The 26,854-nt window shown below is 44.5% G+C and carries 22 protein-coding genes and 1 pseudogene; 12 read left to right on the forward strand and 11 right to left on the reverse strand.

The window, feature by feature from the left end; translation table 11 throughout:
* Positions 1 to 32 precede the first annotated feature (32 nt).
* From JEZ96_RS05950 to JEZ96_RS19660, 6 genes and pseudogenes are all read left to right on the forward strand, one after another.
* Positions 33 to 1,382, forward strand: coding sequence for an MATE family efflux transporter (locus JEZ96_RS05950; protein WP_061782681.1), 1,350 nt, complete (start codon positions 33 to 35; stop codon positions 1,380 to 1,382).
* A gap of 244 nt (positions 1,383 to 1,626) precedes the next feature.
* A complete protein-coding gene (gene bdpA, locus JEZ96_RS05955) occupies positions 1,627 to 3,138 on the forward strand; it encodes a BAR domain-like protein A BdpA (RefSeq protein WP_011918944.1) in 1,512 nt (503 codons plus the stop codon).
* Between the two features lie 118 nt (positions 3,139 to 3,256).
* Positions 3,257 to 3,727, forward strand: coding sequence for a DUF6386 family protein (locus tag JEZ96_RS05960; protein WP_128090138.1), 471 nt, complete (start codon positions 3,257 to 3,259; stop codon positions 3,725 to 3,727).
* Between the two features lie 559 nt (positions 3,728 to 4,286).
* Complete coding sequence (locus JEZ96_RS05965; protein WP_229781401.1) at positions 4,287 to 5,153, forward strand: alpha/beta hydrolase; 867 nt, start codon at positions 4,287 to 4,289, stop codon at positions 5,151 to 5,153.
* Between the two features lie 105 nt (positions 5,154 to 5,258).
* Positions 5,259 to 5,756 carry a GNAT family N-acetyltransferase gene (locus tag JEZ96_RS05970; protein ID WP_011918950.1) on the forward strand — a complete coding sequence of 166 codons (498 nt, stop codon included), beginning with the start codon at positions 5,259 to 5,261 and terminating at the stop codon, positions 5,754 to 5,756.
* Positions 5,757 to 5,908: 152 nt separating this feature from the next.
* A pseudogene (locus tag JEZ96_RS19660) lies at positions 5,909 to 6,111 on the forward strand (hypothetical protein); the annotation flags it as partial.
* A 114-nt stretch (positions 6,112 to 6,225) separates the two neighbouring features.
* Here the strand turns inward: JEZ96_RS19660 and JEZ96_RS05975 are convergent.
* From JEZ96_RS05975 to nadK, 7 genes are all read right to left on the reverse strand, one after another.
* Positions 6,226 to 7,404 carry an AAA family ATPase gene (locus JEZ96_RS05975; protein WP_025007424.1) on the reverse strand — a complete coding sequence of 393 codons (1,179 nt, stop codon included), beginning with the start codon at positions 7,402 to 7,404 and terminating at the stop codon, positions 6,226 to 6,228.
* Positions 7,405 to 7,968: 564 nt separating this feature from the next.
* Positions 7,969 to 8,538 carry a LutC/YkgG family protein gene (locus JEZ96_RS05980; RefSeq protein WP_014610169.1) on the reverse strand — a complete coding sequence of 190 codons (570 nt, stop codon included), beginning with the start codon at positions 8,536 to 8,538 and terminating at the stop codon, positions 7,969 to 7,971.
* A 1-nt stretch (position 8,539) separates the two neighbouring features.
* Entirely contained in the window at positions 8,540 to 9,934 is a 1,395-nt protein-coding gene (locus JEZ96_RS05985) for a lactate utilization protein B (RefSeq protein ID WP_128090137.1), read from the reverse strand.
* A gap of 10 nt (positions 9,935 to 9,944) precedes the next feature.
* The gene (locus tag JEZ96_RS05990) at positions 9,945 to 10,688 is read right to left on the reverse strand and encodes a (Fe-S)-binding protein (protein WP_011790108.1); all 744 of its coding nucleotides are present in this window, start codon (positions 10,686 to 10,688) and stop codon (positions 9,945 to 9,947) included.
* A 312-nt stretch (positions 10,689 to 11,000) separates the two neighbouring features.
* Positions 11,001 to 13,805: an FAD-binding and (Fe-S)-binding domain-containing protein gene (locus JEZ96_RS05995; protein WP_011790107.1), complete on the reverse strand. Its 2,805-nt coding sequence runs from the start codon at positions 13,803 to 13,805 to the stop codon at positions 11,001 to 11,003.
* Positions 13,806 to 13,884: 79 nt separating this feature from the next.
* Positions 13,885 to 15,528, reverse strand: coding sequence for an L-lactate permease (locus JEZ96_RS06000; RefSeq protein WP_128090136.1), 1,644 nt, complete (start codon positions 15,526 to 15,528; stop codon positions 13,885 to 13,887).
* An 846-nt stretch (positions 15,529 to 16,374) separates the two neighbouring features.
* Positions 16,375 to 17,253: an NAD(+) kinase gene (nadK, locus tag JEZ96_RS06005; RefSeq protein WP_081429782.1), complete on the reverse strand. Its 879-nt coding sequence runs from the start codon at positions 17,251 to 17,253 to the stop codon at positions 16,375 to 16,377.
* A gap of 100 nt (positions 17,254 to 17,353) precedes the next feature.
* Between nadK and grpE the strand changes: the two genes are divergently transcribed.
* On the forward strand, positions 17,354 to 17,974 hold the full coding sequence (gene grpE / locus JEZ96_RS06010) for a nucleotide exchange factor GrpE (protein ID WP_011790104.1): 621 nt from the start codon (positions 17,354 to 17,356) through the stop codon (positions 17,972 to 17,974).
* A 104-nt stretch (positions 17,975 to 18,078) separates the two neighbouring features.
* Here the strand turns inward: grpE and dxs are convergent, their stop codons facing one another.
* From dxs to xseB, 3 genes are read right to left on the reverse strand one after another with little or no spacing between them, the layout of a single operon-like run.
* Positions 18,079 to 19,947 (reverse strand): 1-deoxy-D-xylulose-5-phosphate synthase, encoded by a 1,869-nt coding sequence (dxs, locus tag JEZ96_RS06015; RefSeq protein ID WP_025007426.1) that lies wholly within the window; start codon positions 19,945 to 19,947, stop codon positions 18,079 to 18,081.
* A gap of 21 nt (positions 19,948 to 19,968) precedes the next feature.
* Entirely contained in the window at positions 19,969 to 20,850 is an 882-nt protein-coding gene (gene ispA, locus JEZ96_RS06020; protein WP_061782683.1) for a (2E,6E)-farnesyl diphosphate synthase, read from the reverse strand.
* Positions 20,851 to 20,852: 2 nt separating this feature from the next.
* Positions 20,853 to 21,092 (reverse strand): exodeoxyribonuclease VII small subunit, encoded by a 240-nt coding sequence (gene xseB, locus JEZ96_RS06025; RefSeq protein WP_011790101.1) that lies wholly within the window; start codon positions 21,090 to 21,092, stop codon positions 20,853 to 20,855.
* A gap of 311 nt (positions 21,093 to 21,403) precedes the next feature.
* On the opposite strand from xseB, the gene pomA reads away from it, so the two are divergent.
* From pomA to thiI, 3 genes are all read left to right on the forward strand, one after another.
* Positions 21,404 to 22,171: a flagellar motor protein PomA gene (pomA, locus tag JEZ96_RS06030; RefSeq protein WP_011790100.1), complete on the forward strand. Its 768-nt coding sequence runs from the start codon at positions 21,404 to 21,406 to the stop codon at positions 22,169 to 22,171.
* Between the two features lie 3 nt (positions 22,172 to 22,174).
* A complete protein-coding gene (locus JEZ96_RS06035; protein ID WP_198779864.1) occupies positions 22,175 to 23,101 on the forward strand; it encodes a flagellar motor protein MotB in 927 nt (308 codons plus the stop codon).
* Positions 23,102 to 23,314: 213 nt separating this feature from the next.
* Positions 23,315 to 24,769, forward strand: a complete 1,455-nt coding sequence (thiI, locus tag JEZ96_RS06040; RefSeq protein ID WP_011790098.1) for a tRNA uracil 4-sulfurtransferase ThiI — start codon at positions 23,315 to 23,317, stop codon at positions 24,767 to 24,769.
* 85 nt (positions 24,770 to 24,854) lie between these two features.
* On the opposite strand, the gene JEZ96_RS06045 is transcribed toward thiI, so the two are convergent.
* Positions 24,855 to 25,094 carry a hypothetical protein gene (locus JEZ96_RS06045; RefSeq protein WP_011790097.1) on the reverse strand — a complete coding sequence of 80 codons (240 nt, stop codon included), beginning with the start codon at positions 25,092 to 25,094 and terminating at the stop codon, positions 24,855 to 24,857.
* Positions 25,095 to 25,271: 177 nt separating this feature from the next.
* Here JEZ96_RS06045 and JEZ96_RS06050 point away from each other — a divergent pair, with 177 nt between their 5' ends.
* Both JEZ96_RS06050 and JEZ96_RS06055 read left to right on the forward strand, forming a co-directional pair.
* Positions 25,272 to 26,183, forward strand: a complete 912-nt coding sequence (locus JEZ96_RS06050) for a transcriptional regulator GcvA (RefSeq protein ID WP_011790096.1) — start codon at positions 25,272 to 25,274, stop codon at positions 26,181 to 26,183.
* Positions 26,164 to 26,838 (forward strand): alpha/beta fold hydrolase, encoded by a 675-nt coding sequence (locus JEZ96_RS06055; RefSeq protein WP_025007427.1) that lies wholly within the window; start codon positions 26,164 to 26,166, stop codon positions 26,836 to 26,838. The genes JEZ96_RS06050 and JEZ96_RS06055 overlap by 20 nt, the downstream gene beginning before the upstream one ends.
* The last annotated feature ends 16 nt before the right edge of the window (positions 26,839 to 26,854 follow it).

Genomic DNA, 26,854 nt, shown 5'->3' on the forward strand with positions numbered 1-26,854 from the left:
GCGCCTTTTCCTAATGATAGTGAGACACGGTAATGACAGCAGTATCCCAACCCCAGACGGATCAACATTTACTCCAAGAGCCGATTTCTAAGCTTTTTTGGCGTTATACCATACCCACCATTGCTTCCATGTTGGTAACGGGCGTGTATGTGACCATTGATGGGATTTTCGTGGGGCACTATTTAGGTGAAGCGGGGCTAGCAGGGATGATGTTAGCTTACCCAGTCGGGGCCATTTTATATGCCATCGGCGCTATGATAGGCATGGGTAGTGCAGCATTAGTGTCAATCAATCTTGGTCAAGGTAACGTGGTTAAAGCCCGCAAACTCTTGGGTAATGCCTTTAGTTTGTGTTTATTGGCAGGTGGATTTTTTGCCCTTATGGGCGGATTATTTTCACGGGATATTTTAATTGCCCTTGGTGCACAAGGGGATATCCTCGAAAATGCCAATCAATATTTATTCTGGTATTTCGCCCTGTGCCATTTCCCCATCATCTCAATGGCCTTTACCACACTTTTACGTAATGATGGTCGGCCATCTATGGTGACCTTTGTGTTAATTTTAGGGGGGGTACTCAACACTTTCTTAGATTGGTTATTTATCGTGGTATTTCCCTTTGGTTTGGCGGGCGCCGCGATTGCGACCATGTTAGCGCAGGCTGTGACGGGCTTACTGTGTTTACAGCATTTTTTTGGCTCTCGTACCCAGCTTAAAATCAACTTAGAGCAAATGAAGCTTAAGTTTGATAATTGTGTGAATATTGCCCGCGTGGGTTTACCTAGCTTTTTGATGAACCTTTATTTATCAATTGTGCTCACTCTGCACAACACGGCATTTTTATGGGTTGGTGGGCCATTGCACGTGGCGGCCTACGGGGTGGTGAGTTACACCGAAGCATTTTTCTATCTGATTTTTGAGGGCATAGCCCTTGGCACTCAACCTATCTATAGCTTCAACGCGGGTGCAGGGCGTTTTGACAGAGTTAAACAAGCGCGCAATATCGCCTTTACGATGACATTACTTACAGCAGCCTTAGGGCTTGCCTTGATTTACTCTCGCCCTGAGTGGTTAGTGTATTTATTTGCTGGTGATAACCCGAACCTAACACCTGTAGCCATTGAAGGCATGCGTTGGTATTTCTGGGGCTTACCTATGGAAGGGTTAATCTTAGTTGGGGCAAGTTTTTTCCAAGCCATTAATTGTTCAAAACAGGCGTCTATCTTGACTGGCACTAAACTTGTCCTGATCGCGGCCATTATTTACTGTTTTGCTTGGGCATTTGGGGTTATAGGGGTTTGGATATCGCTCGCGACTTGCAGTTCTTTGCTGACCCTATGGATGTTCTATGCAATGAAGAAGGTGGATAACCGTTTACCTTAGTAAGATATCTTTAAAGAGTATATTGACTTAAGACTAGCGTGGGATGATGTGCTCTGATACATTTCGCTGGTTTAATCTACTTGCTAAAAAATGGCTCATTAAGTAGTACAGTGAATCCTAGGTCATATTACGAATAAACGACCTTAATGCTGCTATCCTAGGCGTCATTTGGCTGTAGATACAACCGGATATTGGGCTGATTGTGCGGCCCGTTGATTTTGTTTTTTTGTTTGATGAGGCTCTTATGCGCACCACTACAGTCATCTTTATGCTGTTGTTCGGCGTGTTCAATACCGTAAATGCTAGTGCTAAAGACAATGAGTTAGTGTTTGCTAGCGATTTTGAAGGCAACCGCTTAGCGCAACCTTGGTCGTGGATCATGGGGTGTCAGTTTGAAGGCGCCGAGCCACACAGCGGTGAAAGTGCTTTGCTGTGTGCCGAAGGTAATAGCAGCATTGTGAGTAAGTACCCTGTCGCGGAAGCGGGTCTGTTGGAGTTTTGGGTGAAGACTCAAAATATCCAAACTCAGTATCGGATCAATGTATTAACCTCGCCAGTATTAAAACTGGATGCCCAGTGGCAACATGTTGCCTTGATTGATATCACTCCTGGTACAAAAGAGTATTTAGCCCATCGGGTGTCTATTGATGATCCCAGCCGCCAGTATATTCGCCTCGATATTGAAGCCATTAATGGCCCCATCAGCTTGGATGATCTCAGCTTAGATAAAATTCGCCTCGATATTGCCCTGCAAAAAAATGAGCAAAAAATTATCGGTGGCATTTTAGATAAGCTAAAAGAAGATAAAAACTACGAAGTTCAAGCAGAGTCCTTTAGAACTTTAGGTAAAAACTACGCCGCCCAACTTGAAAGCCAAAGACAATATCTTGAATACTCGAATGCGATTTATTCCAGTATTACCTTTGTGCTTGCAACCTCTGAGCGTAATAAAATGTCTAACCCGCTGGGCTACAATACCTTTAGGTCGGTATTAAACGATACCAAGCGTGTAGCATCTCCCATACAGCAGGCGCGTCTAGGCTCTATGGTCAAACCCTTTGGTGACTTAGCAACCGCGACATTAAACGTAGTGAGCGCAGGTGCCTATTCTGCCTTTGCCGAACCGTTCAAATCATTTTTAGCGGCCACCTTTGACCGTTCTAACTATGACAATAGTGACTTAAGCCGCAGTGATAAAAAGTTTGCCGAAGAAAATGGCCTTAGAATTTATCAGCAGGCTGAACGTTTTATGTCTGAAATCGAGAAAGAACTGCAACAGGTTACCGCCCTCGATAATGATTTAGTCAGTATGCAAAAGAATTTAGATACGTTCCGTCGAGACCTCGACGGACATCTACGCAGTTATTTACAGCATGCCAGTATTGCCCGCACACCAGAAAACTACAGTCGAGTGATGAGCAAGGATGAGCAGACTCGTGCACTGGTGATTAGCGAGGCGAGCGCCAATATTAGCGCAAAAGCGGAGGCATTACTGGCATCAAACAGCAATGCTGAGTTAGTGCAATATATGATTAAAACCACTGAAAAAATTGATGAATTCCAAGAGTTCAAAGAGCGTTTTAATCAAATTACCTCGGCGATGTTGACCTTTTACGATAAGTTTGAACGATCAATTGCCACTGAACAAAACCCCTTTACCGACCCAAGCGACCGCGCTGTATGGGAGCAACACGCTAAAAGTGCACGTAACTATATTCGCCAGTCGAAGGAAGCGTTTACCAAAGCGTTTATGTAGCGGATTGTTGTAAGTAAGTGGTAGTAACGGCCTAAAATTATGGCGATTTTTCTATTTTGGTTTTGGGTTATCAAGAATAAAGCAGGTAGTCAGAATCATATTCTGTTAGTAGGCAAGGATGATGAATCAACCCTATACAACAACTCGGTTTGACACCGATACCGCCACAATGGCGATATTTGATCCCGCAGCATTAACTCATCGCTGCGAAGATGCGGCTGATTGGTGGTCTGTGCCGAGTGACGAAATTTTGGAAATCAATCAAGGTCATGTGCTATTTGTGGGACTCGGTGCCGATGGCTGTTATGAGGTTGAAATTTTCCGCAAGCTAGGTGAGGCTGGACTCAATTCGAATTATCTCTCTGCAAACTTAACAGTATTGTCAGGGTGCCTGTATATTGGCGCCGCCGAGCAGGTTCCTGCGGGAGATATTGGGCCTGAAACAACCTATGGCGGCGCTTTAATTTATGCTGTGCGAGGGAATATTGAGGTGAGAGTTTATCGGCTGACACCTAATAAACTGGTGGTGGAATATGAGCCAACCTCAGAAGATGCACTAAACGAGTTTACGTCTAGCCCATCACTTTAAGTGGCTTATTTATTTGCAGTCTATTTATCTACCCCAGTAAAAAGCCGCCGACCCTAGGCGGCTTTTGTGTAAATGTCATTTGTTATTATCCCAAAGTGAGCTACTTGTTTACATAACAACACTGAAATGTTGTTTGGGTACACTAAAATTTTTTATCATTTTGTCGTTTCGAATTCCTCAATGTTTTTTAAAAGGCGCAACTCACGTCCTGCTAATCACTGTATATGTACAGGTATAGCAGGAAACTGAAAGTTTTTGGGAAAGACTGAGCTAAACCGTATCGTTTTCTATTTTTTGGGGGTAAGTTTAACTAACTGAAGTTAATTAACTTTTTCAGCTTTAGGATTAGCATACCGCGGCAAAATACTTCTTGGTAAATAAGATCTCGATTTTCCACATAAAAAATTGTTGGAAACATATCGTGGTGGTGCTAAGTTTCTGTAAAATTAGTATTGTTTACTCGTTACATATCAATATTCAACTCCTTTTGAATTAGGTTTTATTCGAAGTACGGGTAATACACTGTTAGCTGAGTTTAACCTTCGCACATTTAAGGAAAATGATGTTTTTTAAGTTTATTAAGTTGGCTTTTGCTATTGTTGTTTTTTTCTCTATGCCACTAAGTGCCAAGGAAAGCACTGAATTTAAAATTAGAAATACGCATACCCTGCAAATAAAATCTGAAGTAAGCGGATTGGAGTACGAACTGTATATCCGCCTGCCTAACGATTACTCAGAAAATAACAAAAAATACCCGTTGGTATTATTAAATGACACAGGTTATTCAGTTGCAGTGGCGAGCGGCATTGTGCATCTGATGGCAGGCCGGGATATCGAGGATGTCATTATTGTAGGGATTTCATATTCCAAAGGGCATAACCCTTTGCTTAGTCGCACAAGAGACTACACACCAACATATGCCCCAAATGAAAAAAGGGGACATTCGCTCGAAGTTCAGAAGTATTCAGGTAAAGCCAGTCAGTACATTAGTTTCATTTCAGACGAGGTTTTACCTCTGATTAGTCAAACATATCGAATCAGACAGGATAAAAAAATATTTGTTGGCCATTCATATGGCGGATTGCTTGGAGCTCACATCCTAATGACTAATCCCGAGTTATTTGATGACTACATCTTAGGTAGCCCATCGTTCTGGTATGACAACAAAGTGATGTTTCGGATGGAAAGTGACTATGCAAAAAGTAATAAGGGTATGAAAGCAAGTGTGTTTATGTATATTGGCAGTGAAGAGGGTAGTATGGTTGAGCAAATGTTGGCATTTGAGAATCAGCTAAAATCACGAAATTATCAAGGCTTAAGCATTCAATCCAAAGTATTGCCAGGGTTGACTCATCACAGTGCTTTTGCAGTGTTATTAACGGATGGCCTTCAAAAAGCAATTCCAAGAAAAAGCAAAGGCAGTTAACAAAAATTTTATCGCCAGCAAAAAGCGCTGGCTGCGACGTCAATCCACTGCGCGGTTTTTCGCGCTAAATGTGGGCGTTATGCATTTTTTGGGAAAAGAGAAACTATGGTTGTTGAAGTAAGGCGAGCAGAGCCATCAGATGCTAAAGCGATAAAAGGAATTTATGAGTGTCCAAATGCCTACACTGGCACATTACAACTTCCACTTCCTTCCTCCGATATGTGGGAAAAACGTTTCCAGAATATTCCTGATCATGTTTATGCGTATGTGGCACTAGTGGACGGTGAAGTCGTCGGTAATTTGGGCTTTGAGCTATGTACCAATCCGAGACGTCGTCACGTAGGTACATTCGGCATGGGCGTAAAAGACGATGCTCAAGGTCTAGGTGTTGGTAGTGCTTTACTGAAAACGGTTATCGATTTGGCAGATAACTGGCTTAATTTGAAACGAATCGAATTGACGGTCTATGTGGATAACGAACGAGCGATCAATTTGTACAAGAAGTTCGGCTTTGAAATTGAAGGTGAGTCGAAAGCTTATGCGTTCAGAAATGGTAGCTACGTTGATGTTTACCATATGGCTCGCGTTGTGGCACATGCATGACAAACGCCTCAAGAGGGACTGTCAACGCGTAGCGTTTCCAGTCCCAAGCCGCGGTGGTTACGGTTGTTGTAAGTCTAAATAGACACCCAACCTTAATAGCGCAGTAGTTAACCTCCGACTATGCTTGGGTTTAGCATTGAACAAGGTGGTTTATATCTCGCCCCCGCAGAATCCAGATAAGTCTTGAACCCCTCTTTAAAATCACTCCCTATTATCTGAATTCTGGTCCTTGCTGTCGCAGTGCGTTACTTTTTGAATAAAAAGTGGGTGATGATGCCTATTGGGGTAAAAACGATGAGGTTGGGTTGAGTCATTATTATTTGAACTTGAAGCGGTTTTTGCTATCGATGTTGCGGTGTAATTAATAGTTAAAGGGTCTGAGGAAGGTTTACTCAGACCCTAATAAGTACTCGGTTAAAGCAATAGCCAAATAGCGTTGACCGTTGAATGAGTCTATTTCGGAGGAGGGTTACACTGGCTTACAACACACTCCATATCTTAAGCTCGCTCTGCGATGGAGTTCATAGACTTCACAACCTAACAATGGCTCAGTTCTATTAAGAACTGCGCCAAAACGCTCAAAGTAGTCTTCATTAACTTGTTTTGCACTGATAAGTGGTACTTCAATATTGACATCTACACGACCTTTACGTATCAACGCGGGGTCAAGATTATCAAGATGATTTGTGGTCATTATGACAAGGCAATCATCAAGAGGAACGATTCCGTCTAACGCGTTTAGAACGCCACCTAAAGTGAGTGGTGGGTTGTCTACATTGCTTTCAGCAGCACGTGATACCGTAGCCTTTACACAGTCACAGTCCTCTATTAACAACATAGCTCCGGGTGGCACTTTTCTAATAGCCTTATGAATAGTGGCATCATTGACAGTCGATAGATTCAATATGTAAAGATCGCGATGATACTCAACAGCTAAGGCTCTCGCTATACCCGTCTTACCTGTACCCGTTTTGCCATGTAACAGTATGGTTAGCTTACTTACAACCGATTTCCCCCTACTGGCGAAGTTATCAACTTCCCTCATCAACTCCTGCTTAAACCCTTCATTTAGCACTAATTCACTAAAACCCGATGATTTCAATGTGCCGTAGCGACACCATTCGGTTTCTTCGAAAATATTCACTTTCGGCTCAGTAGAGATGTCTCCACGAGTATCTTCTAAAAAACGATATAGTTTATCTTTTGCCCACCATGGTGCACTTACCGTAATAGTATCGTATGCCATCGTACTATCGACCTTAGAGCGGGTTGCCAACATAAAACAACCAGCGTATTTAAACAGGTGCATACCGTAGCCGATAGACTTAACACTGACACGTCCGTCGTAACTCACACTATAGTCAAAGTACACGGCCTCAGAGATAGAGCGTGAAAAAAATGGAATAGTAGTATTACTGATCAAAAAGGACAGTTTATTGAATACCTCTGTGCGCGCCTGATGGCTATCGTCTATAGTGAGCCGCACAAACAGCAGACTACTGAGCCAACTTAACAGCTTTGCGGGGACATCTTTTAGCATGTAGCCTACGAGTCCAATTAACGTAAATGTTAATACTCCAACAATGACAGCCGTCAACAAAGGATCACCATTGGTGAGCGCCTTTATTTGTAGTAATACCTCGTTCATTTACTCACCTTTACTATAAATGCCTCATGGACATAGTCGAGAATACTATCAACCGAGTCGAGGATACTATCAAGGTATCCTCAGTATGTGCGCTATCGCACGTGGTTAAAGCGACTTGATAAAGCAGCCTGACGAGCCCCCTATTTATCACTAACTGTCGCCTTAGGCAGCGGCGATATTGTAGGAAATCAGGCTTTTAACATAAAAAACATTTAAGCATTCATTTTAAAGTACGTTGGTAAATATCAGGGATAGCGCCCGCTCATCAAAGAGCAGGACGCATCCACAGACTGACTTGAACAACATCCGTATTTAACTGCCAGTTTGCCATATATGGCTCTCGTTCATAAGCGTAGAACCCCTCGATTTCTATTCACCGAGTCGGCGAGCGAATGCCATAACAAGTCTGTATCTGTAGGTAACATAACCCGTACAAATCAAATCTCTTAAATATCGTTATGCTAAAGTTTAAATAAGAAAGCCGCCGATAAAGGCGGCTTTTGTGTTTCGATTGTCCCGTAACCTTTGCGTTTTCTAGGTTACTTTACTTCATCATTCGTGGTTCTAGAGCAAATACACGTTCAAGCTGCAGGCACCGTGGGCGCCGACGACGAGAGCTTGTTCGATATCGGCAGTTTTTGATGGACCTGCGATAAACACCCCAAACTCACCTGAGGCTAACGTGACTTCTTTAGCTGCCTGATGTAAGTTCGGCACAATCTTATTCGCTGGCAAGGCTAAGATAAGGTTTTCACAGATAAAGGGTGTCACTCTGTGGCCTAGATTCTTATTGTTAACCCAAATGGCACCGTTTTCGGCAACGCCAATGTCACCCGGGATCACTGCATAATCTATATCCCTAAGCTCGTGGGCGGTGGGTGGCATTTCACGATTGGCTTTTATCCCATCAACTAAGGAGATCACTTGTAACCCTTGGGCGATAAGTTCATCCACTTTTGCTTGTAGGGCAGCAAGACCACCTTCTTTGTGCAGTGTGCCTGCCACAGTATTGAGGTTAGTCTCAAACTGTCCGACGAGGTTTTCGAGCCTTGGTTCCACTTCGATGCTTGGCATTGGGTGATTGATTAAGGCTGACAGTTTGAGCGCATTGAGAATTTCAAGTTTACTAGACATCTTATAGGCTCCTGTGTTTCTTAAACCAAGCTTCGAAGCTGGAATTGGGGGCGACTGGGAGTTCACGGTATTTGCCCCATGCGCCGCTAAATGGCTTGAGTAGACTACCGGGTAAAATGCGTAGCGCGGTTCTTGCCACACTCATAGAGCAATTTAGCATGGTTTCACTGGCCATAAATTTACCCACTAATGGCATATAACTATTTTTGCCATAAGGGAGTTGTCGGACCTCAGCCTTAAGGCGTCTGTGGTGATGAATAATCTTATCGAGCGGTACTTTAGTCGGGCAGATAAAAGTACAGCTACCACACAAGGTACAGGCCCAAGCAATCGAGTTAGTGTCATCCAATTTAGCGCCAACGGCAATCCCGATAGGGCCGGGAATGGTGTAGTTGTAGCTATAACCACCGGAGCGGCGATACACAGGGCAAGTATTGAGACAGCCACCACAACGAATACACTTCAATGATTCTGCGAGGATTTTATCCTTGAGCATCTCAGTGCGGCCATTGTCGACGATAATAATGTGCATCTCACCTTCGGGCTGTGGGCCACGGTAAAAGGCGCTATAAGTTGTGACAGGTTGGCCGGTGGCATTGCGCGCCAGTGTTCGCAGTAAAACGGCAGCACTGTCGATATCAGGGACAATTTTGTCGATCCCCATTGAGTGCAACTGCAACTTAGGCAGGTTAGCGCCCATATCGGCGTTACCTTCGTTCGTGCAGACAACGACAGTACCTGTATTGGCGATTGCCATGTTCACGCCTGTCATCGCGGCATCGGCGCTAAGGAACTGTTCACGCAGGTGGGCACGGGCGGCGCGGGTTAAATACAAGGGATCGGCTGCCCCTGCTTTAGTGCCGAGTTTTTCATGGAAGAGATCACCGACTTCTTCCTTTTTCATATGGATAGCGGGCACCACAATATGCGATGGTGGCATTTGGGCGAGCTGAATAATGCGCTCACCTAAATCTGTGTCTATGACCTCAATACCCTGTTTTTCGAGGTAGGGATTAAGGTGACATTCTTCGGTGAGCATCGATTTAGATTTCACCAATTTTTTGACTTTGTGGCGGGATAAAATGTCATGGACAATACGATTGTGCTCGGCACCATCTTTTGCCCAGTGGACTTTTATACCATTAGCAATACAGTTTTGTTCAAAGGTTTCAAGGTATTGGGCAAGATGGGTTAGCGTGTGCAGCTTAATTTCTGAACCAAGCTGACGCAGTTGTTCCCATTCTGGGATGCTACCCGCAGCGCGGTCGCGTTTTTCTCTGAGCATCCAAAGCGCCTTTGAATGCCAGTCGACACGAGCTTCATCGCGACAAAATATATCTGCTTTGTGGGCATGCACTTGGGAGCCATGAGCCCCGTGATTATGTTGGTAAGCCATGGTGAGTCTCCTAAAGCGCCGCGTTGATCACTTGCGCTATGTGGCGAATTTCAATCGGCAATTGCTGTCTGCGGATCATGCCATCTAAGTGCAATAGGCATGAGGGATCGAAACCGACCACATAAGCAGCACCCGTTGCGGCATGGGATTGGGCTTTGTCTTTACCCATTTTTGCTGATACAGCGCCTTCATCAACGGCGAAAGTACCACCAAAGCCACAGCATTCATCGCGGCGATCGGGATAAACAATTTCGATGCCTGCAATGTTGGCTAATACGGCTTCAACTTTATTGAATCTTGGCCCCATTTGCTCACTTGGTGTTGCAAGGCTTAACATCCGGATGCCATGGCAACTGAGTTGTAGGCTAATTTTATGCGCGAAGGGCTTGGTAAAGGCGGGGATCGGCGCAATGTCGTGTAAAAACTCGGTGAGTTCATAGAGTTTGTTGATCACAGCCTGGGCTTCTGGGCTGCTATCAAACTCATGGAAATTCTCTTTGGCGGCCACTAAGCAAGAAGCGGCGGGGCAAACAATAGCGTCGCATTCCACACCCTTAAAGGCATTGAGCAATTTAAGGGTAGTACTGCGTGCTTCGTCGAAACAACCCGAGTTTGTCATTGGCTGGCCACAGCATGTTTGACCCGCGGGTAGAACCACTTGGTGTCCGAGTTTCTCTAATAATTCCAAGGTAGCAATTGCGACATCTGGCATCATTTGATTGACTAGACACGGGATGAAAAGTGCGATTTTCATTGTGTTTTCTCTTTCTTGTTAGTGAGCGACATTGCCTTGCACTGTGACCCCAAAGTCCACACAAATGCTAAGGTAGTTGATCAAATATAGGCCTATCTTAGCGAAATAAGTAGTCCTAATTTAGAAAATGATCTTGTAGATTTTCTCAAAAATGAAAATGTTATATCTGTTTGATTTTAAGTGGTTATTTGTGGTTTTTGCGGGCTGTTTTTTTGTAATAAAACAACCAAATAAATAATTAATGAGAAAAGTCTACAGTGCTAAATAAACGGGGCTAAAAATCACCCCGTTTGTAACATATTAACTCATTGACTATCGGCTACATTCTTCCAGTAAATAGGCTAAATGGCGGTAAGAAATACCACTGTGTTGAGTTAAACCTACCTCACACATGCGGTTAGCGTAATAGCCTTCTTTAATATCCACAGGGATAAGTTTTTTGATATTACGTAAGGCGCTGGCATTAATTTCAGGTTTATATAACCCTTTTTCACCGGCGTAACCGCAGCATTCAATTCCCGCAGGTTTTAACACTTGAGCAGAGCAGGCATTGGCAATTGCTTGCATCTTAGGTTCAAGTTTCATCTTACGGGCACTACAGCCTAAATGCAGGGCAACATTGACCTTTTTACTGATGTTAAGTTTGTTAAGTAGGTTGTCATGCATAAATTCGACAAGGTCGATAATTTGCACTTTAGGATTACCTGTTAAGGTTCTGTAGGTACAACTTAACGCATCAACCAGTACAGGCAACTTGCCGCCATTGGTCATTTTACTCACTGCATCGATAAGCTCTTGGCGTTTGGCATCGGCGTTTTTAAAGTCGCCTTTTGATTCCCACATTTGGCCACAGCATAAGTCGCGTGTTTTTTCTGGCGTGATGACGTTATAGCCAGCGCGTTCCAGTAGCGTCACAACGACTTCTGGTAGAGTGCGGTTATCGGGATCTTTTGGTGTTGGGCCAAAGGTTCTGCCGCCACATGCAGGGAAGTAAACCACGGTTTCTTGGCCGGCTTTAGCTGGTGATGGTTTTGGCAGTTTGCCGCCTTTCGGGAAATCAGGATTCCAATAGGGCACTTCTTTTGAAATTAAACGGCCGGTTTTCATCAGCGCACCAGTAATGCCATCGCCGGTGATCTTGTGGATCACGCCAAGCATGTCAAAACCTGTGCTGATCACTTGGTTAACTGCGCCAAAGTGTTTAGCTTGGAAATCTAATACTTTTTGCTCTGTGGTGGTGATATAAGGCGTGCGCAGTTTACGCACCAGTTGACCCATGCTGTTATCAACGGGACAGGCAATAGTACAAAGCTGACAAGCGGCGCAGGTATCTACTACATCATATTTTGCGGCGGCTCGCATTTCGGCTGCAGCAGCTTTATCACCGGACTGCTCTAAACGCTCAATTTCACGCAGGGTGGCAATACGCTGACGTGGTGAGAAGTTAAGGGCTGATGTCGGGCAGGTTTTTTCACAGAAACCACATTCAATACATTTATCGACAAAATCATCGACCACTGGGCAAGGCTTGATGTTTTTAACGTGGACATTGCTATCATCGTTAAGAATAACGCCAGGGTTTAGAATACCTTGTGGATCAAATATCTGCTTGATGCTCTTCATCAAAGTGTAAGCATCTTGTCCCCATTCCTTTTCAACGAACGGCGCAACAGCACGGCCAGTGCCATGCTCGGCTTTCATTGAACCGTCGTATTTGTTAATCACCATATCGGCAATATCATCCATAAAGGCATGGAAACGATCGATATCGGCTTGAGTCGAGAAAGTGGGGGTAATAATAAAGTGGAAGTTACCTGCTAACGCATGGCCATAGATACAGCCTTCAGGGTAACCATGCTTATGGAAAAGCTCTGTGATATCGTGCGCCGCAGCCGCAAGGTGCTCTAGTTCAAAGGCTACGTCTTCGATAATAACTGAGGTTCCCTTTGGACGTTCACCGCCAACAATCGGGAATAATCCTTTGCGCATTGCCCAATATTTGTCATAAACCGCAGGATTAGTACTAAATTCCATCGGGCGAATAAAGTCAAAACCTGCAAGTTTTGCAGTAACATCTTGGGTATAGTTTTCGAGCGTTTGAGCATCATCAGCACGGGATTCAATGAGTAGAATCGCTGATAGGGCAGGGAGTTCAGACAGCCAATCTGGCATGCCTGGCTTACCCGTTACCGCTTTAATTGATGGCCAATCGAGCAGCTCTGCCGCAGAAACACTTTCACCATTAATCAGTGGAATGGCACGTGCGGCATCTTCCATATTGTGGAATACGGCCATGGCAGAGGCTTTAAATTTAGCTTCATTAACCGTGTGGTAAGTGACTTCGTTAATAAAAGCTAGCGTACCTTCCATGCCCACCATTAAGTGGTTAATGATGTCAAATGGGTCGGTAAAATCGAGTAACGAGTTAATACCGTAACCCGTGGTATTTTTAATGGAATACTTCTTACGGATCCGATCTGCCAATACCGTGTTATGACGAGTCATATGCGACAGTTCTGTCAGTGCTTCCAGTATTTTTCCGTGGGATTGTACGAAGGCCGCTTTTGATTTTTCACAGCCTGTATCGAGCTCTGTACCATCGGCAAAGAGGAGTTTTGCAGAAGCGATAGTCTGGTAACTGTTTTGCGCAGTACCACAGCACATGCCTGAAGCATTGTTTGCCACAATACCACCGATTTTGGCTGAGCCGATGGTGGCAGGATCTGGGCCTATTTTGCGGTTAAGCGGCGCAAGTACTGCGTTAGCATCTGAACCAATAACAGCAGCACCTAAGGTGATCTGTTTGGCATCGCTACTGACTTCAATCTTTCTAAATCCATCATGGCCAAGGATTAACAGAATACCTTCACCGATAGCCTGACCAGATAAACTGGTACCTGCAGCCCTAAAGGTCACAGGTGCATTATGCTTTCGGGCAACGGCTAAAGTTAATTTTACCTGTTCTAGGGTTTCTGCATGGACGACGACTTCAGGTACGATTCTGAAGTAGCTCGCATCGGTAGACCAAGCAAAACGGCGGACGGGATCATCCGTTACCGGATGATCGCCTAATTGCGTTCTTAGATCATCGATGACCAGTTTATAGTTAATCGACATAGCATCACTCTCTTTATTAATAGATTAAAGCCGAAGCCACACACTCAGTGGCTTCGGGCACTCAATTAAATAAAACGGCTTAGAATCCACCCCATAGGGTAGCTATCGTGCCTGCCAGTAAGGCATAACCAATGGCAACAGGCATTGTTTTACGAATAATTTCTGATTCTCTACCTGCCATACCCACGACCGTTGCTGCGGCGACCACGTTCATTACGCACATCATGTTACCGGCGTTTGCACCGATACCTTGCAGTGCCAATACTAGTGTGTGGTTCATGCCAACATTGTCGGCCACACTGTATTGCAGACTGGAGAACATCATGTTCGAGAAAGTGGCTGAACCTGATAGGAAGGCACCAAAAATCCCCACAATAGGTGCCATCCATGCCCATACCGCGCCCATGGAGCCAGCCAACATATCCGCTAAAGCGACAGGCATTGAGGCAAGGCCTGCACCATTAGCGCCTGAGTTTAAGAAGATCTTCACCATAGGCACTGACGCACCTAGTGAAATAATGGTTGGCAACATGGACTTACATGAAACACCGACAGTTTGCTTAATCGCTGGGCTTTTCATTTTGAACAGGAAGAAACCGAGAATACACACTGCAACAAAGAAGGCACCTGGTGCATATAGCGTCGCGAAGCTCGCTTTAAGCTCAGTGCCCATTAGGCCTGTCCAGCTAATGTTAAAGCTTGATAACCATGCTTTAAGCGGCATAACTGTACGAGATAACACCAACAGCGCGGCCATGATGATATACGGTGTCCAAGCGGCAATTTGTGAAAACTTGGCTTTCGCGTCTATTTTCACACCTTCTTGGTTGTCATTCTCTGCAAAATCATTCCAAGGTGTTTTAGGGAGTAAGTAGCCTTTACGTGCTACTGGGATCGCTAAAGCCATACCGATCAATGCACCGATAACGGCAGGGAATTCTGGGCCTGCAAGGTAGTTGATGATCCATGCGGGGACGGTAAAGGCAAGACCCGCAAAAAGGGCAAATTTCCAAATTGCTAAGCCTTCTTTAAAGGATTTATTGCGGCCAAAAAATCCTGTCAGCATAGTCACCATAACCAACGGAATTAATGAACCCGTGATTAAGTCGATAGTGATCATATGCATGACGATATATCGAGCGTAACCAGCATAGGTACCGCCATGGGCAGCAAACTGCTCAGCAGCCATGCTTACACCACCTTGGATCAGACCCTGTTCCATCCCAAAGAGTACGGGTAGACCAATCGCACCGAAGGATACGCAGGCAGAGTCAGCAATCAAAGCCACAACGGCTGCGGCAACGGGTGGTACACCCAGCAATACCAATAGTGGTGCGCCAATCGCTGCGGGAGTACCAAAACCTGCACTACCCTCAATAAAGGCTCCAAATAACCAACAGATGATAATGACCTGCACACGGGCATCGGCACTGATGTTAGTAAAGCCTGCGCGGATTGTGTCCATGGCACCTGAGTATTTCAGGGTATTGAGTAGGAACACGGCACCAAAAATGATGGTTAATGGTGTAATGGCTGATAACAGTCCCTCTAGGACCGATGCTGCCAGTAATGTGGTATCCATCTGCCAAATAAACACGGCGGCGAGCGCCGTGACTACCATAGAGATGGGCATAGCCTTAGATGCTGGCATTCTGAGTAATACCAAAAAGAGCATTACACTGAGCACTGGCGTCAAGCTAGCGAGGAGTTGAAGTATTGTCATGCTTGCCTCTTCATAAAGTGGTCTGACTTATTATTTATATTGGATTCTTGCTTTTGCCTTCATGTCGACTCTCAGACCAAGATATCGCAGTATGGACTGTCAATTATCATGGTCACGACATTCTGTGGTGTGTACTAGACGCTATTCAGGGTCTGACTAATATGATCTAGATCATCTTGGGTGTTAAATGAAATGCTAATTTACAGGGCTGCGGGGCGCTTCTCTCATAGGATTATTCTATCTGTGATCTCGATCACTTAGTTTGTGGTGTGGATATCAGTTTTGATTATATATGTTTAATTCAATGATGATTTTGGTTATTAAAAATAGAACTATTACTCAGATTAGCTGCCAATATTGCAATTAACTGATCCATTTATTTCATTAATGACCATTGAATGGATTTTTTGAACATTTTTAAGATGTGATTAAGGTCGCATGTATTGAGGTGAGTGAATTTTTGCACTAATGAGGTTTTTGCTTAACTGATTGTATGTAAGGTTTTTTTAATGGTTTTCTTGTGTTTTTTATTAGTGACTTAGATCACCTTTTAAATGATGCGGAAATTTAGTGTGATGAATATCACTTAATTAATTATGTTTTATTTTGAAAGTTAATAACTGTTAATAAAGTTAATTTCACTTAATTTGGGCGAACAATCAACATTATTCAAGAGTGTCGTTTGTGTAATACGTCAATAGCAATGTTAAAAAATGATGAACATCTAATAAGTTAAAGAATATTATTCAGAGAACAGTCCCCCAAAAGTGCCCTGAAATTCTTAAGTTGACTGGGTAAATTCTGTTTTAACTTTTATCAAACTGGTTAGTTGTTATTTTTGACTCGTTAAAATAACTTACTGCCCCAGCCCAATTTGGTTCTTAATACGTGGAAATAATTATGCCCTTTGGGATGAATTAGCCTTAAACGCTCAGAACTGCGGCGTATTATGATTTCATCGCCGGGTAACACGGCCAAATGCACATGACCGTCGCAACTCACCTCAAGATTCTCGCCATTTTCAGGTGACACGACCATCTTAATCGTGCTGCATGCATCGACTACTATCGGACGGCAAGATAAAGTGTGTGGAAACATGGGAACTAAAATCAATGCCTGCAGATTAGGGGTTAGAATAGCGCCTCCAGCCGAGAGGGCGTAGGCAGTAGAGCCTGTTGGCGTTGACACTATCATGCCGTCGGCACGCTGGCTGTACATAAACTGATCGTCAATATAGACTTCAAATTCAATCATATGAGCGATTTTACCCGGATGGAGCACCGCTTCGTTGACGGCGGTGTTGCTCGCTTTTAGCATACCGTGGCGATAGACTTCGGCTTCGAGTAAGAATCTATGCTCGGTATCGAACTCCCCATCAAGTACTCTGGCGAGTGCCTCTTCAAAGGCATCGGGTGGTAAGTCTGTTAAAAAGCCTAAATTACCGCGGTTAACGCCAATTACGCCCAAATCGAAGCGGGCCAATACTCTTGCTGCGCCAAGCATGTTACCGTCACCACCGACGACTATGGCTAAATCGCAGCGTGCACCAATTTCCAATAAATCGACAGCTTCAATGTTGGTGCCTAATTCGGTGGAAACGCGCTCTTCTGCTAAGACTTCATAGCCTTGCATCGTCAGCCAATGGTGTAGGCGTTTTAAGGTTTGATTTGTCCCTAGGTGATGCGGTTTGCCAATAAGGCCAATGGTATGAAACTTTGTGGTCATATTTATGCTAGATCTGGCCTTAGGCCTTGAAACGTCAAAATTGATCCCCATAATATGCCCAGAGTATTTCAGAAACAAAGCATTTTTAGCTGGAGTGAAAATGAGCAACGAATCGATTAAAGCAGAACAGGATCTGATCCAAGAGGGTGTAGAGTCTGAAGTATCTACCGCAGAAGCAAGTCTTGTTGATGAGCTTACCCAGGCCAATTTCCGTATTGAAGAGTTGGAACAGTTACTCGCTGACGCTTTGGCGAAAGTTGAAGAGCAGAAAGATTCCGTCATCCGCGCCGCCGCCGAGGTCGATAATATTCGTCGCCGTGCCGCCATGGATGTGGAAAAGGCCAATAAATTTGCATTGGAAAAGTTCGCCAATGAATTGTTACCAGTGCTTGATAATATGGAGCGCGCTCTGATGGGGACAAACCCAGAAGATGAAGCGACTAAAGCAATTTATCAGGGCGTTGAGTTAACGCAAAAAAGCTTACTTACTGCAGTGGCTAAATTTGGTGTTAAACAAATTGATCCACAAGGTGAGTCATTTAACCCTGATCAACATCAAGCCATTGGAATGCAGCCAAGTGCGGATTTTCCTGCAAATACAGTGATGTTAGTGATGCAAAAGGGCTACGAGCTAAATAGTCGTTTACTGCGTCCTGCTATGGTAATGGTATCGCAGGGCGGCCCTAGCCAAGAAACGGCGACCATTGATATTGAGGCGTAAGCTGAGATCTCGGTAGGCTTATCCAAGAGATAAAACGAAAAGGACTGCAACGGCAGTCCTTTTTTATTGGGGGAACAATTATCTTAATTGAGCTTTAGTTTTAGCTACTGTGCTAAATAAGCATTTATTTGGGCCAAAATACCTTCAGCATCCAGTTGCAAGTCATGGGTGACTTCCTCTGGTGAACCGTGCTTAATAAACTCATCGGGTAGACCGATTTGCAGCACAGGTTTTGGCATTTTGAGTTTTTGGAGCAATTCAAGTACTCCAGAACCCGCACCGCCCATAATGGCATTTTCTTCTACTGTGACTAGGATATCGTGGGTCTGCGCCATTTCCGTCACTAGCTCGACATCGAGTGGTTTGACAAAGCGCATATCGACAACCGTGGCATCTAAGTTATCGGCCGCAGTTAAAGCTGAGGCGAGTGTTGTACCAAAGTTTAACAGAGCAATACGCTTACCTACACGTTTTATGACACCTTTACCAATAGGAAGTGCTGTCATGGCTTCCACTTGAGTAGCCCCCGTTGCACTGCCTCTTGGATAACGCACCGCACTCGGGCCTGCATTGTAACAATAGCCGGTATAGAGCATTTGGCGACATTCGTTTTCGTCCGACGGCGCCATAATCACCATATTGGGGATGCAGCGCATAAAGCTTAAATCGAACGCCCCTTGGTGGGTTGGACCATCGGCACCGACGATACCGCCACGATCAATGGCAAATAACACGGGTAAACGTTGCAGAGCAACATCGTGGATCAGCTGATCATAGCCACGTTGCAGAAAGGTTGAATAGATTGCTACAACAGGTTTATAGCCTTCACAGGCAAAACCAGCGCCTAAGGTTACTGCATGTTGCTCGGCAATGGCTGCATCAAAATATTGCTTAGGGAATCGCTGGGAAAACTCTACCATTCCCGAGCCTTCACGCATGGCGGGCGTAATGCCTAATACTTTGTCATCTTGTTCGGCAATATCACATAACCATTTACCAAATACCTGTGAAAAGGTTGGTAAACCAGGGGTTGTACTGGGTTTTTTAAATTGTGTTGGATCGAATTTAGGTACTGCGTGCCAGCCAATAGGATCTTTTTCCGCAGGTTCGTAACCGCGACCTTTTTTGGTCATGATGTGAAGTACCTGTGGGCCTTTGAGGTTACGCATATTACGCATAGTTTCAACCAATGCGTCTACATCATGGCCATCAATTGGACCTATGTAGTTAAAACCTAACTCTTCAAATAAAGTGCCCGGAACAACCATGCCTTTAAGATGTTCTTCAGTCCGTTTCGCCATTTCTTTTATGACAGGCATACCCTTGAGCACTTTCTTACCGCCTTCACGTAGTGTGGTATAGAAACGGCCAGACATGAGTTGTGCTAAGTGATTATTGAGGGCACCGACATTTTCTGAAATCGACATTTCGTTGTCGTTCAGTACCACGAGCATGTCATTGTGCAAGTCGCCCGCGTGGTTCATGGCTTCAAACACCATGCCGCCAGTCATAGCGCCATCGCCGATCACGGCAACAACTTTACGCCCTGCCTGTTCTTTTTCTGCGGCAACGGCCATGGCAAGGGCAGCACTGATTGAGGTACCTGAGTGACCGACACTAAAAGTGTCGTATTCACTTTCTTCACGCCAAGGAAAAGGATGTAAACCATTCTTTTGCCTAATAGTGTGCATTTTATCCCGACGACCAGTCAGGATTTTATGGGGATAAGCCTGATGCCCAACATCCCAAATTAATCGATCAAATGGGGTGTTGTAGACATAGTGCAAGGCAACCGTAAGCTCTACCGTGCCAAGCCCAGAGGCGAAATGTCCGCTGGACATGCCAACAGACTTAAGTAGAAACTCCCTTAATTCATCGGCCACTTGCGGTAAAAGGGCCTGAGGAAGTTGGCGGAGTTCATTAGGGGTATTGGCTTGTGCCAACACGGGAAACTGAGAAATGTCCAAACTCATAGCGAGATACTTCGTCTCTTATTATATTCTTCGCTCAATGATATAGCGGGCGAAGTCTGCAATTAACTGGCTATTGTATGGCAATTTAGCCAGCGCTGATAGTGCCTCTTGGATCAGTTGTGCTGCTGTGTCTTTCGCTCCCTGTAGTCCAAGCAGTTGTGGAAAAGTGCTCTTATTTGATTCTGTGTCCGAACCTTGTGGTTTGCCCAATTCTTCTGTAGTCGCAATGATATCCAGAATATCGTCTTGCACTTGGAAGGCAAGTCCTACCGCATGGGCAAATGTCATCATGGTTTGATATTGATCTTTAGGCGCATTCGCGGCGATCAAGGCTAACTCAACGGCGCAACTGATAAGTGCGCCCGTTTTCATATTATGTAGCTGAGTTAATGCCTTAAGATCAATTTGTTTATCGGTTGAGGCTAAATCGATTGCTTGACCGCCACACATACCACGGTAACCTGATGCTTTTGCTAGGGCCCTAACCATGGCAATATGCTGCTCGCTGCTTATTCCTGGAACGGCTTCAGTCACAATCTCAAAGGCTAAGGTTTGCAGCGCATCTCCAGCAAGAATCGCCGTCGCTTCATCAAAAGCGATATGAACGGTAGGCTGACCACGGCGCAGCGCATCATCGTCCATTGCCGGTAAATCATCATGGATTAAAGAATAGGCATGAATGCACTCAATAGCAGCAGCACAGGCATCTAATTTTTCTAAAGTAACCCCGAACATTTGCCCCACACTGTAAACAAGGAAGGGGCGAATGCGTTTACCTCCCAGCAAGGCACCATATTGCATTGCCGCTTTCAATTGGGGGGCGGTATCTTCAAGCGTATTAAAACGCTGTTTTAATTGGGTATCAACTCGCAGTTGATACTCTTGAATTGTACTGGCTAACACGCTTATTCACCCTCAACGGCATAGGGAGATAGGGGCGCATTTTCATCTTGTTTTAGTAAAATGGCCACTTTTTGTTGGGCTTGTTCGAGCTTAGCTTGGCTATTGCGAACAAGATTAATACCACGTTCAAATTGCTTTAACGCGTCATCGAGAGAGATATCACCCTGTTCTAACTCTGAGACTATTCGCTCGAGTTCACCAAGGGATTCTTCAAAACTGAGATTTTCGGGTTTCTTCGCCACGTCTATGCTTCCTTTGGTTTAGCGGACACAAGGTATATCAGGGCGGCTCAAGGGTCAAATTCCAACGACGGATATTTGCTCAATAGCACGCTTTGTCGCTGAATTTTTTTCAGAAAATATAAATTACCGCTAAACTTGCTTAGTGCTTGTCCGATAACGGACAATAGGCCTAGCTAGGTTGTAATCAAGTGATAACATCAACGATAAGTCTCAAGTGAAGATGAAAGTGTTATATTTTTGGGATAACGCGAGTATAACTTTATCAATAGAGTCAGTATGATGTCGTCGATAACAAATATTGAGGAGCCGTTGTGGATTTAGCTACATTAATAGGATTAGTGGGGGCCTTTGCTTTTATCCTCGGCGCTATGGTGACCAGCGGCGGCCTGATGATTTTTTTTGATGTACCTTCGATTTTTATTGTATTTGGTGGTTCTTTCTTCGTTGTAATGATGAAGTTTAATTTAAAACAATTCTTCAGTGCAGTAAAAATTGCGGTTAAAGCTTTCATGTTTAAGATTGATAAACCTGAAGAATTGATTGAACAATCTGTGACTATGGCAGATGCTGCCCGCAAAGGTGGATTCCTCGCACTAGAGGAAGCGCAAATTAGCAACAGTTTTATGCAAAAAGCCGTGGATATGTTAGTGGATGGTCATGACGGCGAGGTGGTGCGTGCCGCCCTTGAAAAGGATATTGATTTAACCGAAGAGCGTCATCGTAATGGTATTGCCATTTTCAGAGCATTTGGTGACGTGGGTCCAGCAATGGGGATGATAGGGACTTTAGTCGGTCTCGTCGCGATGCTTTCTAATATGTCAGATCCTAAATCCATTGGGCCAGCGATGGCGGTTGCTCTTTTAACTACTTTATATGGTGCTATGTTAGCTAACATGGTCGCTATTCCTATCGCAGATAAACTTTCCCTACGTATGGGAGAAGAAATGCTGAATCGTAATTTAATTATGGATGCGGTGTTAGCAATTCAAGATGGTCAAAATCCTCGTGTCATTGAAGGTTTTCTAAAGAATTATCTTGCTGAAAAACAGCGGAAAATTGATACGACGGACGGAGAGTAGCTCATGGCGAAGTGCAAGTGTCCACCACCGGGAGCGCCGCTCTGGTTGGCAACATTTGCTGACTTGATGTCCCTATTGATGTGCTTCTTCGTATTGTTATTATCATTTTCCGAAATGGATGTATTGAAGTTTAAGCAGATCGCAGGGTCAATGAAGTTTGCTTTCGGTGTGCAAAATAAGGTTGAAGTGAAGGATATCCCTAAGGGGACATCGGTGATTGCGCTGGAATTTCGCCCCGGGCGTCCCGATCCAACGCCGATTGAAATTATTAATCAGCAAACGAATGAAATGACTGAGCCTGTGCTCGATTTTCAAGCTGGAGAGGATGACAGTGCTGGTGGGGTTCAACAGCAACAGGGTGAACAGCGTGGTGGAGAGGCAAGCTCTACGGCTCAGGAAACCGCAGAGGCAGTTAAAGCGGATGCGGCTGCTGCACAGGATAAAATCAATCAGCAAGTGAAGAAGATGGCTCAGGAATTAAATAAAGAGATCATCGATGGTGCGATTGAGATTGAATCACTCGGGCAGCAAATCATTATTCGTATTCGTGAAAAAGGCTCTTTTGCTTCGGGATCTGGATTTCTTCAACCTCGATTTAAACCTGTAGTGCGCTCGGTGGGGGAGCTATTAAAAGATGTACCGGGGGTTATTACCGTTGCAGGTTACACTGATGATATGCAGATAAGTGATGAGCTCTATAGCTCTAACTGGGATTTATCCAGTAAACGCGCTGTCGCGGTGGCTCACGAGTTAGTCCAGGTGAAAGGTTTTGACTCTAAACGCATGAAAGTGGTTGGTATGGCTTCTAACAATCCGATAGTGCCTAATGATTCACCAGAAAATCGTGCCCGTAATCGCCGAGTTGAAATTGCGATCGAACAAGGTAAGGCAAAAGAGTCTGAAGAAATTCAGCTCAAAAATTCACCTTAACACTCGGTGAGCAAAGAATAAAAAACCGCGTCTTTCACGCGGTTTTTTATTCTTTGAGTTTAGGGCGTGTTGTCACAGTTCGAGTATTTGATGCCAGAGGAGAATATTGGATTGATTGAAATAGGTGCGTCAATAGCAGCGGGTTTGTTATAATCCTCCGATTATTCTTTTTAAACCAATTTTGCTGTTTTCAAAATTGCCCGCGGAAATCCCATGAAGTTTATTGTAAAGCTGTATCCAGAAATCATGATGAAGAGCAAACCTGTGCGGATGCGCTTCACCAAAATGCTCGAAACTAATATCCGTAATGTGCTTAAAAAAGTTGACGAAGATGCCAAAGTGCAGCGTCAATGGGACCGAATTATGGTGATGGTGCCAAAGCATAAGCCTGAATTAGCTCAGGCCTTTGGTGAGCGTCTTGCTTGTATTCCTGGAATTGCTCACGTCGTACAGGTTGATGAGTATAGCTTTGAATCCGTGGATGATATTTATCAACAAGCTCTACCGGTTTACCGCGATCAAATTGCCGGTAAAACCTTCTGTGTACGGGTTAAGCGGACTGGCGATCACGACTTTAATTCCATTGATGTGGAGCGTTATGTGGGGGGCGGTTTAAATCAGTTTACCGATGCGATTGGGGTGCGTTTAAAGAATCCTGATGTCACCGTTAATCTGGAAATTGACCGCGACAAACTTTACATGGTGACTAAGCGTATCGAGGGTTTAGGTGGTTTCCCTATGGCAACACAAGAAGATGTGTTGTCCTTGATATCCGGCGGTTTTGACTCAGGTGTCTCTAGCTATCAATTTATCAAAAAGGGTGCTCGTACCCATTATTGCTTCTTCAATTTAGGTGGCGCGCAGCACGAAATAGGTGTTAAGCAAGTGGCTTATCACCTTTGGAAAACCTATGGTGAATCCCATAAAGTTAAATTTGTTTCCGTCCCCTTTGAGCCTGTGGTTGCCGAAATTTTAGAGAAAATCGACAATGGTCAAATGGGCGTTGTATTGAAACGTATGATGATGCGCACCGCGGCAAGAATTGCTGAACGTCTTGGCATCCAAGCTTTGGTTACCGGTGAAAGTTTAGGCCAAGTATCGAGTCAAACCTTAACCAACTTGAACGTCATTGATCGTTGTACTGAACTGCTGATCTTGCGCCCATTAATCGCAATGGATAAACAGGATATCATCAACGAAAGTCGCAGGATCGGTACCGAAGATTTTGCTAAATCAATGCCAGAGTATTGTGGTGTTATCTCACAAAAACCCACCGTCAAGGCAGTACTCGCCAAGGTTGAAGCGGAAGAGAAGAAGTTCTCTGAAGATTTAATCGACCAAATTGTCGCACAGGCCGTCACTATTGATATTAGAGAGATAGCAGAACAAATGGACACTCGAATTACCGAGACTGAAACTGTCATCGCCATTGAGACTAATGAAGTGGTTATCGATATCCGAGCACCAGAAGAAGAGGAACATAAACCTCTTAATATTGAAGGTGTTGAGGTAAAGCGAATCCCATTTTTTAAATTAGCGACCCAGTTTGCCGATCTCGACAAGCAAAAGACCTATTTGCTCTACTGTGAGCGAGGTGTCATGAGTAAGCTGCAGGCGCTATATTTAATTGAACAGGGATATACCAACGTAAAAGTGTATCGCCCATAAATTTAGTACACAAAAAAGCCGCATTTTGATGCGGCTTTTCTCTGGGTTCCCTCAATTGATGGACAAATCGAGTGGAATGAGAGGATTATTTGGTTTTAACAACTTGTTGTGCTGGTGTCGCTTCTTTCTCATCGGCAATGAGCAGAGTGGCTTCTTCTAAAGCTTCTTGGTGCATTTTTTCCATTGTTGTTGTCAAGTCTGCACTGATACTTGCTTGTAGATCTGCTGTGTCGATGACGATTTCGTCAACAAACGCATTGGCACTCACATGTGCACTGAGTGTTGAAACTAACACAAACGCAAACACAGATTTTAAATTGAACATAGTCGCCTCCGGGCTGACAAAGTAACGCTGTCAGACATTCCCATCATCGTTCTCGAGATTGTCCAACCAAGGTGTTTCATTGGCGCAAAATTTAACCAAAATCACTGGCCTTTACAAACGATTAAATGTAACAATACGGATTAGAAAAACTAATTAAAAATTGAGATAGAGATCACTATGTCAAGACGATTACCACCGCTTAATGCGGTTAAAGCATTTGAAGCCGCCGCACGGCACTTGAGCTTTACTCGAGCCGCTGAAGAATTGTTTGTTACTCAAGCTGCGGTGAGTCATCAAATAAAGGCATTAGAAGACTTTCTCGGATTAAAATTATTTCGCCGAAAGAATCGTTCTTTGTTGTTAACTGAAGAAGGGCAGAGTTACTTCCTCGATATTAAAGATATCTTTATCCAGCTTGCCGATGCGACAGATAGATTATTGGCGCGAAGTGCAATTGGTTCTTTAACTGTGAGTATGTCGCCCAGTTTTGCCATCCAATGGCTAGTACCTCGGCTTGCTAAGTTCAGTGAGAAAAATCCTGATATTGACGTACGTATAAAAGCTGTCGATAGCGAGGCGAGTTCTTTAACGGACGATGTGGATGTCGCTATTTATTACGGTCTTGGTAATTGGCCAGGGCTTCGTGCCGATAAGCTGAGAAATGAAGTATTAATTCCTGTGTGTTCCCCGCTGCTACTCAACGGTCCTAAACCTCTATCTCAACCTAGTGATTTAAAGTATCACACGCTACTGCATGATATGAGTCGTCACGATTGGCAGGCATGGTTTAGGCAATGTGGGATTACCGATATTAATGTGAATCAAGGGCCTATTTTTAGTCATTCGTCTTTGGTATTGCAGGCGGCAGCCCATGGCCAAGGGGTTGCTCTGGGTTACAGCGTGCTGGCACGTCCCGATATCAAAGCTGGGCGGCTTGTGTGCCCATTCCAAGAAGTCTTGGTCAGTAAAGATGCTTACTACTTAGTTTGCCAACAAAATCATGCTGAGCTAGGTAAAGTGGTGGCGTTTCGCGAATGGATGTTAGATATGTTTGCCGAGGAGTCTCGCAGTGAGTTGTTGCCCGGATAAGCCGAGTTATGTATTGGAAGGGGAGCCTGCGAGTACTTTGATTTTATTGGCCCACGGTGCGGGTGCTAACATGGATTCTGATTTTATGCAGGCCATGTCGGCGGGATTAGCTGCTCAGGGCTTTCGAGTGATGCGCTTTAACTTTCCTTATATGCAGGCGAATGCTGTAGATGGCAAACGGCGTCCACCGGACCGTGCGCCTAAATTGCTCGCGTGTTTTACACAGATGCTCGATATCGCCCACTCACAACCACAAGTTGAACGTGTAGTGTTAATGGGGAAATCCATGGGCGGGCGTATGGCGGCCCTATTAGCCTGCGATCCTGCATTAGCGGCGCGCATCGATAGGGTGATTTGTTTAGGTTATCCTTTTGTGCCACTCAAAGGCGGCGAGCCTAGATTGGAACCTTTGAATGAATGCCAAGTCCCAGTTTTAGTCGTACAGGGTGAGCGGGATAAGTTTGGTGGCAAAGCGCAGATCCCAAGCTGGCCCTTGAAAGTTGAGATAGGATTGGCTTGGATAACCGACGGCGATCATAGTTTTGTCCCAAGAAAGTCGTCAGGCGCCAGTGAAGCCGCTAACCTTGCACGTGCTATTGATTTATCAAGTGAATTTATTCGTGAGCTTAATGTTGAGCGAATAAATGTTGAATGAGTTAATCCCATTCCAG

The sequence above is a fragment of the Shewanella putrefaciens genome (assembly GCF_016406325.1).
Lineage (GTDB): Bacteria > Pseudomonadota > Gammaproteobacteria > Enterobacterales > Shewanellaceae > Shewanella > Shewanella putrefaciens.

Coding starts and splice junctions, on each gene's coding strand:
- JEZ96_RS05950 (WP_061782681.1), top strand. CDS start 33: ATGACAGCAGTATCCCAACCCCAGACGGATCAACATTTACTCCAAGAG.
- bdpA (WP_011918944.1), top strand. CDS start 1,627: ATGCGCACCACTACAGTCATCTTTATGCTGTTGTTCGGCGTGTTCAAT.
- JEZ96_RS05960 (WP_128090138.1), top strand. CDS start 3,257: ATGATGAATCAACCCTATACAACAACTCGGTTTGACACCGATACCGCC.
- JEZ96_RS05965 (WP_229781401.1), top strand. CDS start 4,287: ATGATGTTTTTTAAGTTTATTAAGTTGGCTTTTGCTATTGTTGTTTTT.
- JEZ96_RS05970 (WP_011918950.1), top strand. CDS start 5,259: ATGGTTGTTGAAGTAAGGCGAGCAGAGCCATCAGATGCTAAAGCGATA.
- JEZ96_RS05975 (WP_025007424.1), bottom strand. CDS start 7,404: ATGAACGAGGTATTACTACAAATAAAGGCGCTCACCAATGGTGATCCT.
- JEZ96_RS05980 (WP_014610169.1), bottom strand. CDS start 8,538: ATGTCTAGTAAACTTGAAATTCTCAATGCGCTCAAACTGTCAGCCTTA.
- JEZ96_RS05985 (WP_128090137.1), bottom strand. CDS start 9,934: ATGGCTTACCAACATAATCACGGGGCTCATGGCTCCCAAGTGCATGCC.
- JEZ96_RS05990 (WP_011790108.1), bottom strand. CDS start 10,688: ATGAAAATCGCACTTTTCATCCCGTGTCTAGTCAATCAAATGATGCCA.
- JEZ96_RS05995 (WP_011790107.1), bottom strand. CDS start 13,805: ATGTCGATTAACTATAAACTGGTCATCGATGATCTAAGAACGCAATTA.
- JEZ96_RS06000 (WP_128090136.1), bottom strand. CDS start 15,528: ATGACAATACTTCAACTCCTCGCTAGCTTGACGCCAGTGCTCAGTGTA.
- nadK (WP_081429782.1), bottom strand. CDS start 17,253: ATGACCACAAAGTTTCATACCATTGGCCTTATTGGCAAACCGCATCAC.
- grpE (WP_011790104.1), top strand. CDS start 17,354: ATGAGCAACGAATCGATTAAAGCAGAACAGGATCTGATCCAAGAGGGT.
- dxs (WP_025007426.1), bottom strand. CDS start 19,947: ATGAGTTTGGACATTTCTCAGTTTCCCGTGTTGGCACAAGCCAATACC.
- JEZ96_RS06035 (WP_198779864.1), top strand. CDS start 22,175: ATGGCGAAGTGCAAGTGTCCACCACCGGGAGCGCCGCTCTGGTTGGCA.
- thiI (WP_011790098.1), top strand. CDS start 23,315: ATGAAGTTTATTGTAAAGCTGTATCCAGAAATCATGATGAAGAGCAAA.
- JEZ96_RS06045 (WP_011790097.1), bottom strand. CDS start 25,094: ATGTTCAATTTAAAATCTGTGTTTGCGTTTGTGTTAGTTTCAACACTC.
- JEZ96_RS06050 (WP_011790096.1), top strand. CDS start 25,272: ATGTCAAGACGATTACCACCGCTTAATGCGGTTAAAGCATTTGAAGCC.